Origin of the sequence: Pseudoalteromonas gelatinilytica, assembly GCF_001641615.1 — a bacterium.
Lineage (GTDB): Bacteria > Pseudomonadota > Gammaproteobacteria > Enterobacterales > Alteromonadaceae > Pseudoalteromonas > Pseudoalteromonas gelatinilytica.
In genome coordinates, this window is the sequence record NZ_LRRU01000017.1 from 99264 (window position 1) to 114760 (window position 15497).

General features: G+C 42.4%; 20 protein-coding genes. 13 read left to right on the forward strand and 7 right to left on the reverse strand.

The annotated features are described in order from the left end of the window. Nucleotides 1–34: 34 nt before the first annotated feature. On the forward strand, nt 35–1117 hold the full coding sequence (locus NH153_RS08090; RefSeq protein WP_063702698.1) for a trypsin-like peptidase domain-containing protein: 1083 nt from the start codon (nt 35–37) through the stop codon (nt 1115–1117). A gap of 67 nt (nt 1118–1184) precedes the next feature. Here the strand turns inward: NH153_RS08090 and murA are convergent, their stop codons facing one another. The 7 genes from murA to NH153_RS08125 are packed head-to-tail and all read right to left on the reverse strand — an operon-like array spanning nt 1185 to nt 5841. Beyond that, nucleotides 1185–2444: a UDP-N-acetylglucosamine 1-carboxyvinyltransferase gene (gene murA, locus NH153_RS08095; RefSeq protein WP_063702700.1), complete on the reverse strand. Its 1260-nt coding sequence runs from the start codon at nt 2442–2444 to the stop codon at nt 1185–1187. A 15-nt stretch (nt 2445–2459) separates the two neighbouring features. Then, nucleotides 2460–2717: a BolA family protein gene (locus NH153_RS08100; protein ID WP_063702702.1), complete on the reverse strand. Its 258-nt coding sequence runs from the start codon at nt 2715–2717 to the stop codon at nt 2460–2462. Between the two features lie 5 nt (nt 2718–2722). Further along, the gene (locus tag NH153_RS08105) at nt 2723–3016 is read right to left on the reverse strand and encodes an STAS domain-containing protein (RefSeq protein ID WP_063702704.1); all 294 of its coding nucleotides are present in this window, start codon (nt 3014–3016) and stop codon (nt 2723–2725) included. Next, nucleotides 3009–3686 (reverse strand): MlaC/ttg2D family ABC transporter substrate-binding protein, encoded by a 678-nt coding sequence (locus NH153_RS08110; protein ID WP_063702706.1) that lies wholly within the window; start codon nt 3684–3686, stop codon nt 3009–3011. The genes NH153_RS08105 and NH153_RS08110 overlap by 8 nt, the downstream gene beginning before the upstream one ends. Before the next feature lie 2 nt (nt 3687–3688). Then, nucleotides 3689–4237 (reverse strand): outer membrane lipid asymmetry maintenance protein MlaD, encoded by a 549-nt coding sequence (gene mlaD, locus NH153_RS08115; protein ID WP_063702708.1) that lies wholly within the window; start codon nt 4235–4237, stop codon nt 3689–3691. Between the two features lie 13 nt (nt 4238–4250). Next, nucleotides 4251–5030, reverse strand: a complete 780-nt coding sequence (gene mlaE / locus NH153_RS08120) for a lipid asymmetry maintenance ABC transporter permease subunit MlaE (RefSeq protein WP_063702710.1) — start codon at nt 5028–5030, stop codon at nt 4251–4253. After that, nucleotides 5023–5841, reverse strand: a complete 819-nt coding sequence (locus tag NH153_RS08125; protein WP_082401555.1) for an ATP-binding cassette domain-containing protein — start codon at nt 5839–5841, stop codon at nt 5023–5025. Before NH153_RS08125 ends, mlaE begins: the two co-directional genes overlap by 8 nt. A gap of 248 nt (nt 5842–6089) precedes the next feature. On the opposite strand from NH153_RS08125, the gene NH153_RS08130 reads away from it, so the two are divergent. The 12 genes from NH153_RS08130 to mgtE all read left to right on the forward strand — a co-directional run bounded on the left by NH153_RS08130 (nt 6090) and on the right by mgtE (nt 15457). Then, nucleotides 6090–7058 carry a calcium/sodium antiporter gene (locus NH153_RS08130; RefSeq protein ID WP_063702712.1) on the forward strand — a complete coding sequence of 323 codons (969 nt, stop codon included), beginning with the start codon at nt 6090–6092 and terminating at the stop codon, nt 7056–7058. Between the two features lie 3 nt (nt 7059–7061). Beyond that, complete coding sequence (locus NH153_RS08135) at nt 7062–8033, forward strand: KpsF/GutQ family sugar-phosphate isomerase (RefSeq protein ID WP_063702714.1); 972 nt, start codon at nt 7062–7064, stop codon at nt 8031–8033. A 3-nt stretch (nt 8034–8036) separates the two neighbouring features. Beyond that, nucleotides 8037–8588: a 3-deoxy-manno-octulosonate-8-phosphatase KdsC gene (gene kdsC / locus NH153_RS08140; protein ID WP_063702715.1), complete on the forward strand. Its 552-nt coding sequence runs from the start codon at nt 8037–8039 to the stop codon at nt 8586–8588. Further along, nucleotides 8585–9139 (forward strand): LPS export ABC transporter periplasmic protein LptC, encoded by a 555-nt coding sequence (gene lptC, locus NH153_RS08145; RefSeq protein WP_063702717.1) that lies wholly within the window; start codon nt 8585–8587, stop codon nt 9137–9139. Before kdsC ends, lptC begins: the two co-directional genes overlap by 4 nt. Then, nucleotides 9129–9650, forward strand: coding sequence for a lipopolysaccharide transport periplasmic protein LptA (gene lptA / locus NH153_RS08150; RefSeq protein ID WP_063702719.1), 522 nt, complete (start codon nt 9129–9131; stop codon nt 9648–9650). The genes lptC and lptA overlap by 11 nt, the downstream gene beginning before the upstream one ends. After that, nucleotides 9647–10372, forward strand: coding sequence for an LPS export ABC transporter ATP-binding protein (gene lptB, locus NH153_RS08155; protein WP_062566533.1), 726 nt, complete (start codon nt 9647–9649; stop codon nt 10370–10372). The genes lptA and lptB overlap by 4 nt, the downstream gene beginning before the upstream one ends. 115 nt (nt 10373–10487) lie before the next feature. Then, entirely contained in the window at nt 10488–11984 is a 1497-nt protein-coding gene (locus NH153_RS08160) for an RNA polymerase factor sigma-54 (protein WP_063702721.1), read from the forward strand. A gap of 27 nt (nt 11985–12011) precedes the next feature. Beyond that, a complete protein-coding gene (gene hpf / locus NH153_RS08165) occupies nt 12012–12299 on the forward strand; it encodes a ribosome hibernation promoting factor (protein ID WP_036971325.1) in 288 nt (95 codons plus the stop codon). Nucleotides 12300–12302: 3 nt separating this feature from the next. Then, nucleotides 12303–12755: a PTS IIA-like nitrogen regulatory protein PtsN gene (ptsN, locus tag NH153_RS08170; RefSeq protein ID WP_063702723.1), complete on the forward strand. Its 453-nt coding sequence runs from the start codon at nt 12303–12305 to the stop codon at nt 12753–12755. Then, the gene (rapZ, locus tag NH153_RS08175; protein ID WP_054561107.1) at nt 12756–13601 is read left to right on the forward strand and encodes an RNase adapter RapZ; all 846 of its coding nucleotides are present in this window, start codon (nt 12756–12758) and stop codon (nt 13599–13601) included. Between the two features lie 13 nt (nt 13602–13614). Further along, nucleotides 13615–13887: an HPr family phosphocarrier protein gene (locus NH153_RS08180; RefSeq protein WP_054561108.1), complete on the forward strand. Its 273-nt coding sequence runs from the start codon at nt 13615–13617 to the stop codon at nt 13885–13887. Nucleotides 13888–14098: 211 nt separating this feature from the next. Beyond that, complete coding sequence (gene mgtE, locus NH153_RS08185; protein ID WP_063702725.1) at nt 14099–15457, forward strand: magnesium transporter; 1359 nt, start codon at nt 14099–14101, stop codon at nt 15455–15457. The last annotated feature ends 40 nt before the right edge of the window (nt 15458–15497 follow it).

Genomic DNA, 15497 nt, shown 5'->3' on the forward strand with positions numbered 1-15497 from the left:
CATTAAGGGATTGCTCATTGATAATAAGAATACCGTGCTAAAACTTTTTAAATTTATTCTTCCCCCGCTTTTCACTGGTTTAGGCATTGCCTTTTTAGTGGTGTTATTTAACCCAAGTCTTCGTAGCACGCTATTACCGAGTATGAATCTACCCGCAGCGATGTCTTCTGAGCATATGAGCTTTGCTGATGCGGTACAAAAAGCAGCGCCGTCGGTTGTTACTATTTTTTCAGAAAGCATTTCGAATCAACCTCGCTATAAACGTCAAAATACCGTTCAAGCCCTTGGTTCGGGCGTGATCATGACTCAAGACGGTTATATTCTGACTAACTACCATGTGATCAAAAATGCCGATCTCATTATTGTCACGCTGGCTGATGGTCGTCGTTTTTATGATGTACAAGTGATTGGCTTTGATACCCAAACAGATTTAGCACTTTTAAAAATCAGCGCAGAACATTTACCTAAAATTCCTGTTAACGATAGCTTCAAGCCCCGTGTTGGCGATGTTGTATTAGCGATTGGTAACCCACTTAATTTAGGTCAAACCATCACCCAAGGTATTATCAGTGCAACAGGGAAGCAAAACTTAATCGACAGCCCTTACAGTAGCCTTTTACAAATGGATGCTGCGATTAACGTAGGTAACTCAGGGGGGGCGCTTGTCAATTCACGAGGTGACTTAGTAGGTATCACTTCGGCACAATTTAAAACCCATGAGAACCTTGATATTCAAGGTATCTTCTTTGCAGTGCCTTACTCGATTGCCAAAGATGTGATGGATAAACTAATAAAGCATGGCCGTGTAGTCCGTGGCTATTTAGGCTTTAGTGGCACAGGCATTGATAGCACAGGTAAAGATGTTAGCGATAACTTTACGCCTGTTGCAGGTATGCGTATCTCGCAGCTTGATCCATTTGGCCCAGCTTGGAAAGCCGGTATTAGAGAAACCGACATTGTGATTAAAATTGGCGGTATTGCTGTTGCAAACCCACAACAAGTACTCGAAAAATTAGCGAATACAGAACCAGGTAAAGAACTCGAATTTGAGATTTACCGCGATGGCAAAATCTTAAAAGTAATGGTGACTGTTGCAGAACTCGAAGACGAGCAGTAGTTACTTAGGTAATACAGATACAAAAAAGGCCTAACAAATGTTAGGCCTTTTTTATAAGTCTTAGCGATTAGCTTGAACGGCGCTTGATATTAGCACCTAGCGCACTCAGCTTATCTTCAATACGTTGATAACCACGGTCTACGTGATAGATGCGGTCAACAATAGTCTCACCTTGAGCAACTATGCCAGTAAGAATTAGACTTGCAGATGCACGTAGATCAGTTGCCATTACTTGTGCGCCCGATAAGCGTTCTGTATCACCACAAATTGCCGTATTCCCTTCTAAGCGAATGTTAGCACCCATACGCTGTAATTCAGGCACGTGCATAAAACGGTTTTCGAAAATCGTTTCTGTGATAGTTGCACTGCCCTTCGCTACCACATTCAAAGCTGTAAATTGCGCTTGCATATCGGTAGGGAAACCTGGGTGTGGCATCGTTTTGATATTCACTGCCTTTAACTCACGGCCACGCATATCAAGGTAAATGCTGTTATCTGTGACTTCAACCAAGGCATTGGTAGCGCGTAGCTTTTCAATCACAGGATCAAGACTATGGTGATCTGTATTTTTACAAAGCACTTCACCGCCAGCCATTGCCGCCGCAACTAAGAAAGTGCCTGTTTCAATGCGATCAGGAAGAATGCTGTACTCACAACCCGATAGTGACTCAACCCCTTCGATTTCGATACGGCTAGTGCCAGCACCGCTGATCTTCGCACCCATCGCAATTAAGCAATTAGCAAGATCCGTAATTTCAGGTTCGCGAGCTGCATTTTCAAGAACCGTTTTACCGTCAGCTAGCGTTGCAGCCATAAGTAGATTTTCTGTTGCGCCAACACTGACCATCTCCATAAAGATTTCAGCGCCTTTTAAGCGACCATCAACTTTGGCATTAATATAACCATTTTCAACTTTGATGATAGCGCCCATGCGCTCAAGACCTTGAATATGGATATCAACCGGACGAGCACCAATCGCACAACCACCAGGCAGTGATACTTGTGCTTCACCAAAACGAGCAACCAAAGGACCTAAAGCAAGCACAGAAGCACGCATTTGCTTTACTAGCTCGTACGGAGCAAGTGTTTTATCTACCGTCGCGCCATCAATAACGAGCTTGTCTTGCTGCCACTCGACATTCGCGCCCAGCGTTTTTAACAAGGCTTCGGTGGTACCGATATCACGCAAGCGAGGAACATTACTAAAAGTGCTTTTACCTTGCCCTAAAAGCGCAGCAAAAAGAATTGGAAGAGCGGCGTTTTTAGCGCCAGAAATAGTGACTTCACCTGCCAGCGAGGTGCCACCTTGAATAACAAATTGATCCATGAGGAGGCCCTGCGACTATTGAGGTAAAATGAATTTTTGTTCGCGTTTCCATTCAGTCGGTGTGAACGCTTTAATAGATACTGCGTGAATTGTACCGTCTGAGATTGTTGACATTAACGGACCATAAACCAACTGTTGCTTCTTCACGCGAGATAAACCATCAAAACACTCACCAACAGCAATCACTTCGTAGTGGCTACCATTTGCTTTAACAATCACTTCATCTAGTTTTAATTCGTCGCGTAATAACGTTTCGACTTGGCTTGTTTCCATAAATCTCACTCAAATAGGTTTGTGACCTGACCCAACTGCATTAAATTTTGCAATTGTTCAGGGCTATTTTGCAGTTCAAGGTGAATACCTTGCTGCTTTAATTCTGCGAAAGAGTGAATTAACCAAGCTAAGCCCGCTGTGTCAACCCTAGATAGCCCAGAAAGGTCAAAATACCATGTTTTATGTTTAGAATCTGGCTTGACGTTCAGAAGGCGTTCACGGCCAATTGAATTTCGAGTCAGTTCACCACTGACCCGAAACTGGTTATCTTCAAGTTGAGTAATGTCGATTTTACTCATCGCCACCATCGCCTCTAAATTGCACCGGAAGTTGACTCTTTTGCTCTAGTAAGTCACTTACATAATCTAGACCATGCTGACGTAAAATGCCCTGCAATTCACTTTGTTTAGCGTCAAGTAAGCTAATACCTTCTGCAATCATATCGTACGCACCCCAGTCACCACTGCGGTCTTCTCGTACTTTAAAGTCGATTCTAATATCAGGTTTACCTGCTTCAACTATCTTCGTTTTAACCACAACCACATCTTGACCTTTGAAAGGCTGCGCTGGAGCGAACTCGACGCTTTGGTTAGTGTATTGAGTAAATACACCTGCGTAAGTAGCAATTAAATACTTTTGGAAAACATCAATGAAACGCTGAAGCTCTTTAATCGCTTTCGCTTTTTCATCTTTGTCTTCGATTGCCCGCACCTTTGATACATGATTACCAAGTACACGAAGCGCGGCATATTTGTAATCAATGTACGGCATCAACTCTTCTTCTACGATAACACGTAAATGTTCTTTATCTTTTGCGATAAGAGGTTGGTCTTTAGTAATGCGCGCAAAGGTGTTATCAGACACTGTGCGGACCATTTTGTACGGGTCTTTCAAATCAACCTTAGGCTCTGCAGCATGTGCGTTTAGGCTAAACAGCACAGCAATACACAATATAAATTTCTTAAACATAATTATTCACCTCCCTGGTTGAATAAGAACTGACCGATTAACTCTTCAAGAACAAGTGCTGATTTGGTATCTGTGATGTAGTCACCATCTGCAAGAGCTTTACTCTCTACACCAAATAAATCATCAAGCCCCGCATCATCGGCACTGGCTGTAACATCTTCACCCATACAACGTTTTTCTGCAGAGTCTGGAGCGATTACAGGGTTAATACCTAAATACTGCTCACCTAAAATACCTGATGTTAAAATTGAGATTGATGTGGTGTCTGAAAACTTACACAGGTAGTTTGCATCTATCGCCATATTGACCACTGGCACAAACTCTTTCGGGTGAATAAAAATAGATTCAACTCGACCAACAACCACACCACCTACTTTAATTGGCGCTCGCGCTTTTAAAGAGCCAATGTTTTCAAACTTTGCGTTTAGCTGGTAGGTTTCGCCGCTACCACTGATGCCGGCATTCGCAACTTTAAATGCTAATAATGCAAATGCAGCAATACCAAGTGCTACAAAAAAGCCAACTAAAATTTCTAATTTCCGTGAATTCATCTTTATACCCTAATTAGCTGGTAAACATTACCGCTGTTAAAATAAAGTCAAAACCTAATACTGCCAATGACGAGTGCACAACGGTCTCTGTTGTCGCTTTACTGATCCCTTCCGAAGTTGGAACACAGTCGTAGCCTTTATAAAGTGCAATCCACGTCACGATCATGGCGAATACAAAACTCTTAATCATGCCGTTCACGATATCTTGTTGAAACGACACCTGCGCTTGCATGATTGACCAGAAGCTTCCTGAGTCAACACCAAGCCAATCAACACCCACTAAATGAGCGCCAATAATAGCAACTGCAGAAAATATTAATGCAAGCAATGGCATACTGATAAAACCAGCCCAAAAACGCGGTGCAATAATGCGTTTAAGTGGATCAATCGCCATCATTTCTAAACTTGATAATTGCTCAGTCGCTTTCATTAAGCCGATTTCAGCGGTAAGTGCACTGCCCGCGCGGCCTGCAAACAGTAATGCGGTTACTACAGGGCCTAACTCACGTAACAAGCTCAATGCCACTAAGGGACCTAAGCTGTCTTCTGCACCATAACCGACCAGCACGGTATAACCTTGCAAGGCAAGCACCATCCCGATAAACAGACCTGATACCATAATGATTAAAAGAGATTGAGAGCCCACCATATATAATTGGCGAATTAGTAAAGGTGTGCCTTTTTTGAAGTTTGGCATATTCACTAATGCACCAAACAACATTTGAGTAGACCGACCCAGCGCTGCAAAGCGCCCTAGTGTCTTGTGACCTAACTTCTGAAATAGATCAAGCATTGTGCACTCCTAGTAATTCATCATCGTACGCAGGAGCTGGGAAATGGAATGGTACAGGACCATCCGATAAACCATTTAAGAATTGTTGAACAAGTTCAGATTCATGGTTTTGCATTTGCTCTGGTGAACCTTCGCCAATCACCCCTTGATCAGCAATGATGATAACGTGATCAGCAATGCTCATCACCTCAGTAACATCATGGGTCACGATAAGTGATGATAAACCTAACACTTCATTCAGTGATTTAATCAGCTTAACCAGCACACCCATTGAGATAGGATCTTGGCCCGCAAAAGGTTCATCATACATGATAAGTTCTGGATCGAGGGCAATTGAACGTGCCAATGCTGCACGGCGAGCCATACCACCTGAAAGCTCAGATGGCATCAAATCTTGTGCACCACGTAAACCGACGGCCTGTAATTTCATTAAAACGACAAGACGAATTAAATCTTCGCTAAGTTGAGTATGTTCGCGCAAAGGAAAAGCGATATTGTCAAACACTGACATATCGGTAAATAACGCGCCACTTTGAAACAGCATACTCATTTTCGTGCGGGCAGCATAAAGTTCCTTGCGAGTCATGCCAGGAATGCTGTTGCCTTCAAATAAAATGTCACCAGAATCAGGCTTAAGCTGACCGCCAATTAAGCGCAACATGGTGGTTTTACCAATGCCGCTCGGTCCCATGATAGCGGTAATCTTGCCTTTCGGAATGTTAAAACTCATATTTTTATATATGATTCTATCGCCCCGTGAAAAGGTTACATCCTTGATTTCTACTATTGATTGCGACAAGTCGCTCTCCATAACGTTTTTCACTAGTTTTGCCATTTTAAGGGTTTTTTAGTCAAGATGGAAAAAACAAATCGTAAAATTTTGTAATATTTCCTTTCAATAAATTCTAAAGCTAGCTGCAAAGAACTTAACCACCGCTGAAATTTAGTTTCCTCATGACACTGGCTTTATGCTCGCCAGCTCATTCTTTTACTTATACTTTCATGCTCGCTTTTGTTACTATTTGCAGTCATCTGTATAAGTAATGTTGGCGTATCACAATGGTGACTTCTTTTGTCATTTTAATTATTGGTTTTGCAGCGCTCGTTTGGAGTGCTGATCGGTTTGTATATGGGGCGGCTGCACTCGCAAAAAATATGGGGATCCCCACCCTAATCATTGGTTTAACCGTTGTTGCTATGGGTTCATCAGCCCCTGAAATGATGGTGTCTGCATCTGCGGCACTTGCCAATAAAACAGATACCGCTGTTGGTAATGCGGTTGGTTCTAACATTACTAATATCTTACTTGTACTTGGCGTCACAGCCTTACTGCGTCCTCTTTCTGTGTCATCAATGACATTAAAACGCGAAATGCCATTAGTGCTGTTAATCTCAGTAGCCGCTTGGTATGTATTCTCAGACAACTACTTCTCATTCGCTGAGGGCGTCGCTTTAATGCTTGCGTTTGTGGTGTTTATAGCAGGCCTAGTTATTATCTCTCTGCGTGCCAAAAATCAAGATGACCCCTTTGTTAGCGAAGCATGTGAAGATGTGCCAGACAACGTGAGTACTAAATCTGCCGTGTTTTGGTTAGTCATCGGGATGATTTTATTGCCAATCAGTTCACATTTTTTAGTTGAATCAGCCGTTGATATCGCAAAATACTTTGGCTTATCAGACCTAGTCATTGGTTTAACCATTATTGCTATTGGTACCAGCTTACCAGAGCTGGCAGCCTGTATTGCAGGGGTATTAAAGAACGAAGACGATTTAGCGCTTGGCAACATCGTTGGCTCAAACATATTTAACTTACTCGCCGTATTACCTCTTGCGGGTATTATCAACCCATCAATTATTGACCCTTCTGCGGCAAACCGCGATGCACTTATCATGATTGCAGCAACGATTGTATTGATTGCCATGTCATTGAACTTTAAAGGTGCTCGTCGTATCAATAGAGTAGAAGGTGGCTTATTGTTAGTCGCATTTATTGCATATCAGGGCTATATTTTTAGCCAAATAGGATAATCAATGACACAACAAAGCTTTATCGCGCAAGGCAAGCGCGTACTTGAAATTGAAGCACAAGCCTTACAAGAAATTGAGCAATACATTAACCAAGATTTCGATAACGCTTGCCAGCTAATGTACCAATGCACTGGTCGTACTATCGTTATAGGTATGGGTAAATCTGGCCATGTTGGTAATAAAATTGCGGCGACTCTTGCAAGTACCGGCACACCGGCGTTTTTTGTTCACCCAGGTGAAGCAAGCCACGGTGATTTAGGCATGATCACCCGTGATGATGTGGTGATGTGTATTTCAAACTCAGGCGAGACCAGCGAAGTACTTAGCATTATTCCTGTTATTAAGCGCATTGGCGCAAAGATGATTTCATTAACAGGCAACCCTGATTCAACTATGGCCAAACTGTCTGATGTACATGTATGCATCAAAGTTAGCCAAGAAGCGTGTCCATTAGGTCTAGCACCAACCGCAAGTACTACAGCAACGTTAGTAATGGGTGATGCAATGGCGGTTGCGCTACTTGAAACCCGTGGTTTCACTGCCGACGATTTTGCGCTTTCACACCCTGGTGGTAGCTTAGGTAAGCGTTTATTACTGACATTAAATGATGTCATGCACGCGGGCGATGCCACGCCGATTGTTAGCGAAACACAAAGCATTAAAGATGCACTCATTGAAATGTCTGCCAAAGGCCTTGGTATGACAGCGGTGATTGGTGCGGATGAAAAGTTAGCCGGATTATTCACTGATGGTGACTTACGCCGAATTTTAGAGCAACGTATTGATATTCATAGTACGGCAATTAGCCAAGTAATGACTCGTTCATGCACAACTGCGCGCCCAGATATGCTTGCAGCAGAGGCTTTAAACATTATGGAACGTAAGCGTATCAATGGTTTAATTGTGGTGGATCAAAGCAATACGCCAATTGGTGCCCTTAATATGCAAGACTTATTAAAAGCAGGAGTTCTTTAAGCAATGACATTCGCTGAGCTATACCAGCCACTTAGCCCTGATGTAAGTCAGCGCGCACAAAAAGTAAAATTGCTAATCTGCGATATAGATGGTGTGTTTTCTGATGGTCGCATTTATTTAGGCAATGATGGCGAAGAACTGAAAGCGTTCAATACAAAAGATGGCTTTGGCATCAAAGCGCTTATTAATAGTGGTTTTGACGTCGCGGTGATTACTGGCCGCCATTCACAAATAGTTCAGCAGCGAATGACTAGCCTAACAGTTCAGCACATTTATCAGGGACAAGAAGATAAGCTGATTGCTTATCAAGAGTTAAAAGATAAACTGGCGCTGACAGATGAACAAATTGCCTATATTGGTGATGATGGTCCAGACTTACCAGTAATGGAAAAAGTGGGGTTTGCTGTTGCTGTAAACGATGCACACCCGCTTATTAAAAAGCTGGCTCATTACACCACGTTATTACCAGGTGGCTTTGGAGCCGTGCGTGAATTAACTGATTTACTGATGTTAGAAAACGGCAAGCCGTTAACTAGCGATGGAACCAGCGCATGAATATAGCCCGTATTTTACTGAGTATTGTTTTTGTTTGTTGCATGGTGTGGTTATGGTACCCGTACTTTAATCAATCAACAGACGCAATAAGTAGTGAAGACGAGATCATAGCATCGCCTGATTATACAGCCGTTGCCTTAAAGCAAACTGCGTATGACGAACAAGGCAAAATTAGTCATAAGGTGGCGGCCGCCAAAATGGAGTTGTATCAACAATTAGGGTTTACCTTTTTTGAACAACCAATTTTTACGATTTATGGCGACCAGCAGGTATGGCAAGTAAAAGCCAAAGAAGCCACTTTATACGAAAACGATCAGCTGATTTTTGAAGGGGATGTGGTTGCTAAAAACTTAACCCACAACGGCATGATCGAAGATATTAAAGCTGAAAACATTAATGTCGACATTGATAAAATGACCATGTTTTCTAAGCAACCTGTGACGCTAACAGGACCGAATTTAAAGATTACCGGGAAAGGCTTAAAAGCCGATCTAAAAACCGAAATTGTTGAGTTAACTAACCATACACGAACCATATACTATGACCAATAAACTTAAGAAACTACTCCTGATCCCAAGCTTATTGATCGCGTTTTCAGGCGCGGCTGCTGAGCAAACTGGCGCACAAATTAGCATTAGCTCAGACCGCCAAGTTGGTAAACTAAAAGATGGCGTTGGCATATTCGAAGGTAACGTAGAGATCGTGCATGGTAATCGTCGTATTACAGCAGAACGTCTTGAAGCACACGGTGGAGACACCGAAGGCACTGTCGAATTAATTATCGCGACAGGTAATCCTGCTTATTTCGAAGAAAAGCAAGCTGATGGCACCGTAATGAGCGCCAGTGCACAAGAAGTACGTTACGATGTTGCGAAACGCTTCTTAACACTCAATGGCGAAGCTGAAGTCACTCAATCGGGCCAAAAAGTAACGGCTAAAAGCATTACCTACGATATGGCTCAACAGCTGATCAGCGCCGAAAAAGACGAAAACTCAACAGATCGCGTACACACGATCCTCGTTCCAGTTGAAAACAAAAAAGATAACAAAGGCCAACCATGAGCACATTAAAAGCAGAGCTTTTAGCTAAGAGCTACAAAGGCCGCCAAGTGGTTAAAAATGTAGGCCTTGAAGTTGAAGCTGGCAGCATTGTTGGTTTACTTGGTCCAAATGGCGCAGGTAAAACGACAACCTTCTATATGATTGTAGGCTTAGTACCCAGCGACAAAGGTAAAATCAGCATTGATGATAACGACATTACGCTTTTACCAATGCATAGCCGCGCACGTTTAGGTATTGGTTATCTGCCGCAAGAGTCGTCAATTTTTAGAAAGTTGACGGTTTATCAAAACTTGATGGCAATTTTAGAAACCCGTAAAGATCTAAATAAAACCACCCGCGAAGAAACGCTAAACAGCTTACTCGACGAATTTAGCATTCAACATATCCGTGACAGCCAAGGTATGGCGCTGTCAGGTGGCGAACGTCGCCGCGTTGAAATTGCTCGCGCATTAGCCGCAAATCCTAAATTTATCCTTTTAGATGAGCCTTTTGCTGGTGTTGATCCAATTTCAGTGTTAGATATAAAGAAAATTATTGAGCACCTAAAAAACCGCGGTATTGGGGTACTCATTACTGACCATAATGTTAGAGAAACCCTTGATGTTTGTGAAAAAGCCTACATTGTTTCTCATGGGGAGCTAATTGCATCAGGCACACCTGAGCACGTATTAGCTGACCAAACTGTACGTGATGTATATCTAGGCGAGCAATTCAGGCTGTAACCATTACGCCACCGACTAGAGCATCTGCTAGACTTATAACAATGACAATAAATCGATAATTTTTTAACTGTCACAGCACAGTCATCGATAACTTAAAAAGGATTGTTAGGGATACATGAGGCAATCATTACAGCTGCGCATGGGCCAGCAACTTACAATGACTCCACAACTGCAACAAGCGATTCGTTTGTTGCAGCTCAGTACATTGGATCTCCAGCAAGAAATTCAAGAAGCGCTTGATAGTAATCCCCTACTTGAAGTGGAAGAGGCTGATTACAACGAAGAAAGTATCGGTAAGAATGAGCAAAAAGCTGAATCTGACGATATGCAACTGAGCGCGTCTGCAGAAGAAGCACCTAGCGAATACGAGCAAGAAAGCAGTGACGCCCTCAATAAAGACACCGTAAGTGATGACTTAGCTATGGACGTCACGTGGGACGAGTACATGAGTGCTGCCCCATCAACATCGTCAGGACCGATGCCTGAAGATGAGTCTATTTACCAAGGCGCATCAACTGAAACCCTACAAGAATACCTGATGTGGCAATTACAGCTCACGCCATTTAGCCCAACTGACGAAGCGATTGCCGTAGCCATAGTAGAAGCCATAGACGACTCAGGTATTTTAACGATCAGCTGTGAAGATATTGTCGAAAGCTTTAATCAAAATAACGATGAAGAAGAAATCGAACTTGATGAAGTTGAAGCGGTCTTAAAAAGAATACAATTATTCGATCCTGTTGGTATTGGCGCGCGCAGTTTACAAGAATGCCTTTGCATTCAGCTTCGTCAATTTGACGCTAGCACACCATATTTAGCTGAAACTAAAATGGTTTTATCTGAGCATATCGAATTATTAGCGAGTCGCGACTATCGCACTTTGATGAAAAAGACTAAGCTTAAAGAAAATGAGCTTAAAGAAGTGATGACGCTTATTCACAGCTTAAATCCTAAGCCTGCGGATAGCATAGTACGCGAAGAGTCTGAGTACGTTATACCTGATGTATCAGTGAAAAAAGTAAAAGGCCGCTGGGTGGTTGAGTTAAACCCAGATTGTATGCCAAAGATTAGAGTGAACAGCCAATATGCGGCTATGTCTCGCTCAGTAAAATCGAGTAGCGACAGCCAATTTATTCGCTCTCACTTACAAGAAGCAAAGTGGTTTATTAAGAGCTTAGAAAGCCGTAACGATACGTTATTAAAAGTAACAAACTGTATCGTTCAACAACAACAAGCTTTCTTTGAGCACGGCCCAGAAGCGATGAAGCCGATGGTGCTAAATGATGTTGCTGAAATGGTCGAAATGCATGAATCGACAATTTCACGTGTAACAACGCAAAAATATATGCATACCCCGAGGGGTATTTTTGAGTTGAAATATTTCTTCTCAAGCCATGTCAGCACCGAAAATGGTGGTGAGTGTTCTTCTACGGCAATACGCGCTTTAATCAAGAAGTTAGTGGCTGCAGAAAACTCAGCTAAACCATTGAGTGATAGTAAAATTGCAGATATATTGGCTGAGCAAGGAATTAAAGTAGCTAGACGTACAATTGCAAAATATCGTGAGTCTCTAGCAATACCTCCGTCTAATCAGCGTAAGAGTTTGATTTAGACGTTTTACATAGAAGGAAAAATGCTTATGCAACTAAATTTAACTGGTCGTCATGTAGAAATCACTGATTCATTAAGAGACTATGTAAACACCAAGTTTGCGAAACTAGAAAGGCATTTTGACCATATAAATAATGTTCATGTCATTCTAGATGTAGAAAAATTAAGCCAAAAAGCAGAAGCAACTTTACATGTAAACGGGGGCGAATTGTTCGCTTCTACAGAACATCAAGATATGTACGCAGCCATTGACTCACTGATCGATAAGCTTGATCGCCAAGTCATTAAACACAAAGAGAAATTAGCTCGACATTAAATTATGAAACTAAGTTCACTTACTAACCAGGACTGCAGCAAAGCTGCGGTCCTTTTTAATAGCAAAAAAAGAATTCTTGAATATATCAGCGAACTGGCCCACCAGCAGCTTCCTCATTTATCGCAACAAGATATCCTAGATGCTTTGCTCAACCGAGAAAAACTAGGCAGCACCGGCATCGGTCGCGGTATTGCTATTCCCCATGGTCGAATGAGCGGTGCCGATGAACCCCATGCGTTTATCATAGTGAGTGAATCACCCATCAATTTTGATGCTATTGATAACCGCCCGGTTGATATATTTGTGGCACTCATCGTACCAGATGGTGACTGTCAGCTTCACCTAAAGACCTTATCAACAATTGCTGATAGACTTAAAGATAAAGAATTTTGTAAACAGTTACGCAGTGCTACAACCGATCAGCAACTGTTTCAGGTCATATCAGCAGAGGCATAAATGGAATTAATCATTATCAGCGGTCGCTCAGGCTCAGGTAAATCGGTCGCTTTACGAGTACTTGAAGACTTAGGCTATTATTGCGTTGATAATATTCCAGTGAATTTACTGCCTTCACTCGTACGTAGCGTATCTGATAATTATGATAAAATAGCAGTCAGTATCGACGTACGTAACTTACCGAAAGAGCAGCAAGAATTTAATGATATTCTTGAATACCTACCAGGGTTTGCAAACCCAACGCTATTTTACTTAGATAGTGATGATCAAACCCTGATAAAGCGCTTTTCAGAAACACGCCGCTTACATCCATTATCGATTGATTCTTTGCCACTCGATCTTGCTATTAAACAAGAAAAAATCTTGCTCGATGTACTGATCACTCGTGCTGATTTTATGATTGATACCACTGATTTGAGTGTTCATCAGTTAGCTGAATCAATTCGCGAAAAGATCTTAGGTAAAAAAGATAAAAAGCTGATTATCACCTTTATGTCGTTTGGCTTTAAGCACGGTATACCAAAAGAAGCTGACTACGTATTTGATGCACGCTTTTTACCTAATCCACACTGGGAGCCAGATTTAAAGCCGCTAACAGGCCTTGATCAACCAGTAAAAGATTATCTTGCGAGCCACAGCATAGTGCAAAAGTTCACATGGCAAATACAGACCTTTGTGCAAACATGGTTGCCACATTTAGAGCGCAATAACCGCAGTTACCTAACTATTGCAATTGGTTGTACCGGTGGCCAACACCGCTCTGTTTATTTAGCGCAAACAATTGGTGAAAGCTTTGCGAAAAGCCATGCCAATGTAAAAATTCGTCACCGTGAACAAGACATTTAATTAGGCACCTAGAATGCACGCTGAAGATACTTTTTTAATTCAAAATAAACTTGGTTTACATGCTCGTGCTGCCACTGTTTTGGCGCAATTAGCGCTGCAATTTGATGCCAAAATTACGCTTTATCAAGACGATAAAGAAGCCGAAGGCGACAGCGTGTTAGCGTTAATGCTACTTGAAAGCAGCCAAGGTAAAGAAGTTCGCGTTGTATGCGAAGGCCCGGATGCTGATGCCGCATTAACGGCAATTGGCGAATTAATTGCGCAACGCTTTCACGAGCAAGAATAGCATTTGCTAAGCCTTCGGGGTTTACGGTAAACTTAATTCGGATATTTAAAATTCCCTTTAAATATCCTACTTTTATATCGCTCGCTTCTCTAAATTACAAAACTCTTAATAAATTTATCGCAGTGCGACGATATATCTGCAAATACACCACAAAGCAACTATGCTGTATTTGCTTAGCCTATTTAAACTTTTTTCAGTTGTAAGGACGCCAATGCCAGAAGCCTTTGAACAAGATTACCCACTACAGCAACTCAAACAAGTGACCAAGTCACTCAATAGTGGTCAATTTGTTCAAGTGCGCGGTATGTTAGCTAAAACGGCGCCTTGTGATACAGCCCTTTTACTTGAATCTTCTCCTCATAAAATTCGTCGTATGCTTTGGCAACTGGTTGACCCAGATGTCCGCGGTGATGTTCTAGAAGAACTGTCTGAAGATGTACGTCTTGGCATTATTGCCCAGATGGAGCCTGAGCACATCGCTGCAGCCACAGAAGACATGGACGACGATGACTTAGGTGAAGTCCTACGTAGTCTTCCTGATACTGTATACCAAGACGTAGTTAGCGCGATGGACTCGCAAGACAGAGAAAGGGCAACGCAAGCACTTTCTTATCAAGAGCGCTCAGCTGGTGCCTTGATGAACAGCGATACGGTAACCATTCGTCCAGATGTTACCCTCGATGTAGTACTACGCTATTTACGCTTAAGGGGCGAATTACCAGAGGGCACTGATGATCTGTACGTGGTAGATAAGCATAATTGCTTTTTAGGGGCGCTCTCGTTAACCACCCTACTCACTAATTCATCCGATAAAGTTGTCAGAGACTTAATGGATGAAGATTGTGAGTCAATTCCAATTTCGATGGATGAAAGTGATGTCGCGCAACTGTTCGAACGACACAACTGGATTTCAGCCCCTGTTGTTGATGATAACGCCCACTTGCTTGGTCGTATTACCATCGATGATATCGTTGACGTAATCCGTGAAGATGCAGAGCACAGCATGCTAAGCCTCGCGGGTCTAGACGACGAAGAAGATACCTTTGCGCCAGTACTAAAGAGTTCGCAGCGTCGCTCTATTTGGCTTGGGGTTAACTTATTAACCGCATTGCTAGCAGCCATTGTGGCAAGCTTTTTTGAAAACACCTTAGCAATTTTACCTATTTTGGCGGTGCTAAACGGTATCGTCCCTTCAATGGGAGGTGTTGCGGGCAGCCAAACCCTGACACTGGTTATTCGTGGTATAGCCGTAGGTCATATCAACCAAACTAACCAACGCTTCTTATTACTTAAAGAGCTAGCAATTGGTGCGCTTAATGGTGTTATTTGGTCAGTCTTAATTGCTGGCGTGGTTGCTCTATGGCAATGGGACTTTAAGCTCGGTGCGGTCTTAGCGTTTGCAATGTTTATGAACCTTGTCGCTGCCGGTATTGCAGGTGCGAGTATTCCGCTAATCCTCAAAAAAATGAAAATAGACCCAGCCCTTGCAGGGAGCGTGGTGCTGACAACCGTCACTGATATTGTTGGTATCTTTGCCTTTTTAGGCACCGCGACTTGGTTATTGATCTAATACCAATTCGCAATAATACTTAATTAAGCGAATTGGTATA

Coding starts and splice junctions, on each gene's coding strand:
- murA (WP_063702700.1), bottom strand. CDS start 2,444: ATGGATCAATTTGTTATTCAAGGTGGCACCTCGCTGGCAGGTGAAGTC.
- NH153_RS08100 (WP_063702702.1), bottom strand. CDS start 2,717: ATGGAAACAAGCCAAGTCGAAACGTTATTACGCGACGAATTAAAACTA.
- NH153_RS08105 (WP_063702704.1), bottom strand. CDS start 3,016: ATGAGTAAAATCGACATTACTCAACTTGAAGATAACCAGTTTCGGGTC.
- NH153_RS08110 (WP_063702706.1), bottom strand. CDS start 3,686: ATGTTTAAGAAATTTATATTGTGTATTGCTGTGCTGTTTAGCCTAAAC.
- mlaD (WP_063702708.1), bottom strand. CDS start 4,237: ATGAATTCACGGAAATTAGAAATTTTAGTTGGCTTTTTTGTAGCACTT.
- mlaE (WP_063702710.1), bottom strand. CDS start 5,030: ATGCTTGATCTATTTCAGAAGTTAGGTCACAAGACACTAGGGCGCTTT.
- NH153_RS08125 (WP_082401555.1), bottom strand. CDS start 5,841: ATGGAGAGCGACTTGTCGCAATCAATAGTAGAAATCAAGGATGTAACC.
- NH153_RS08130 (WP_063702712.1), top strand. CDS start 6,090: ATGGTGACTTCTTTTGTCATTTTAATTATTGGTTTTGCAGCGCTCGTT.
- NH153_RS08135 (WP_063702714.1), top strand. CDS start 7,062: ATGACACAACAAAGCTTTATCGCGCAAGGCAAGCGCGTACTTGAAATT.
- kdsC (WP_063702715.1), top strand. CDS start 8,037: ATGACATTCGCTGAGCTATACCAGCCACTTAGCCCTGATGTAAGTCAG.
- lptC (WP_063702717.1), top strand. CDS start 8,585: ATGAATATAGCCCGTATTTTACTGAGTATTGTTTTTGTTTGTTGCATG.
- lptA (WP_063702719.1), top strand. CDS start 9,129: ATGACCAATAAACTTAAGAAACTACTCCTGATCCCAAGCTTATTGATC.
- lptB (WP_062566533.1), top strand. CDS start 9,647: ATGAGCACATTAAAAGCAGAGCTTTTAGCTAAGAGCTACAAAGGCCGC.
- NH153_RS08160 (WP_063702721.1), top strand. CDS start 10,488: ATGAGGCAATCATTACAGCTGCGCATGGGCCAGCAACTTACAATGACT.
- hpf (WP_036971325.1), top strand. CDS start 12,012: ATGCAACTAAATTTAACTGGTCGTCATGTAGAAATCACTGATTCATTA.
- ptsN (WP_063702723.1), top strand. CDS start 12,303: ATGAAACTAAGTTCACTTACTAACCAGGACTGCAGCAAAGCTGCGGTC.
- rapZ (WP_054561107.1), top strand. CDS start 12,756: ATGGAATTAATCATTATCAGCGGTCGCTCAGGCTCAGGTAAATCGGTC.
- NH153_RS08180 (WP_054561108.1), top strand. CDS start 13,615: ATGCACGCTGAAGATACTTTTTTAATTCAAAATAAACTTGGTTTACAT.
- mgtE (WP_063702725.1), top strand. CDS start 14,099: ATGCCAGAAGCCTTTGAACAAGATTACCCACTACAGCAACTCAAACAA.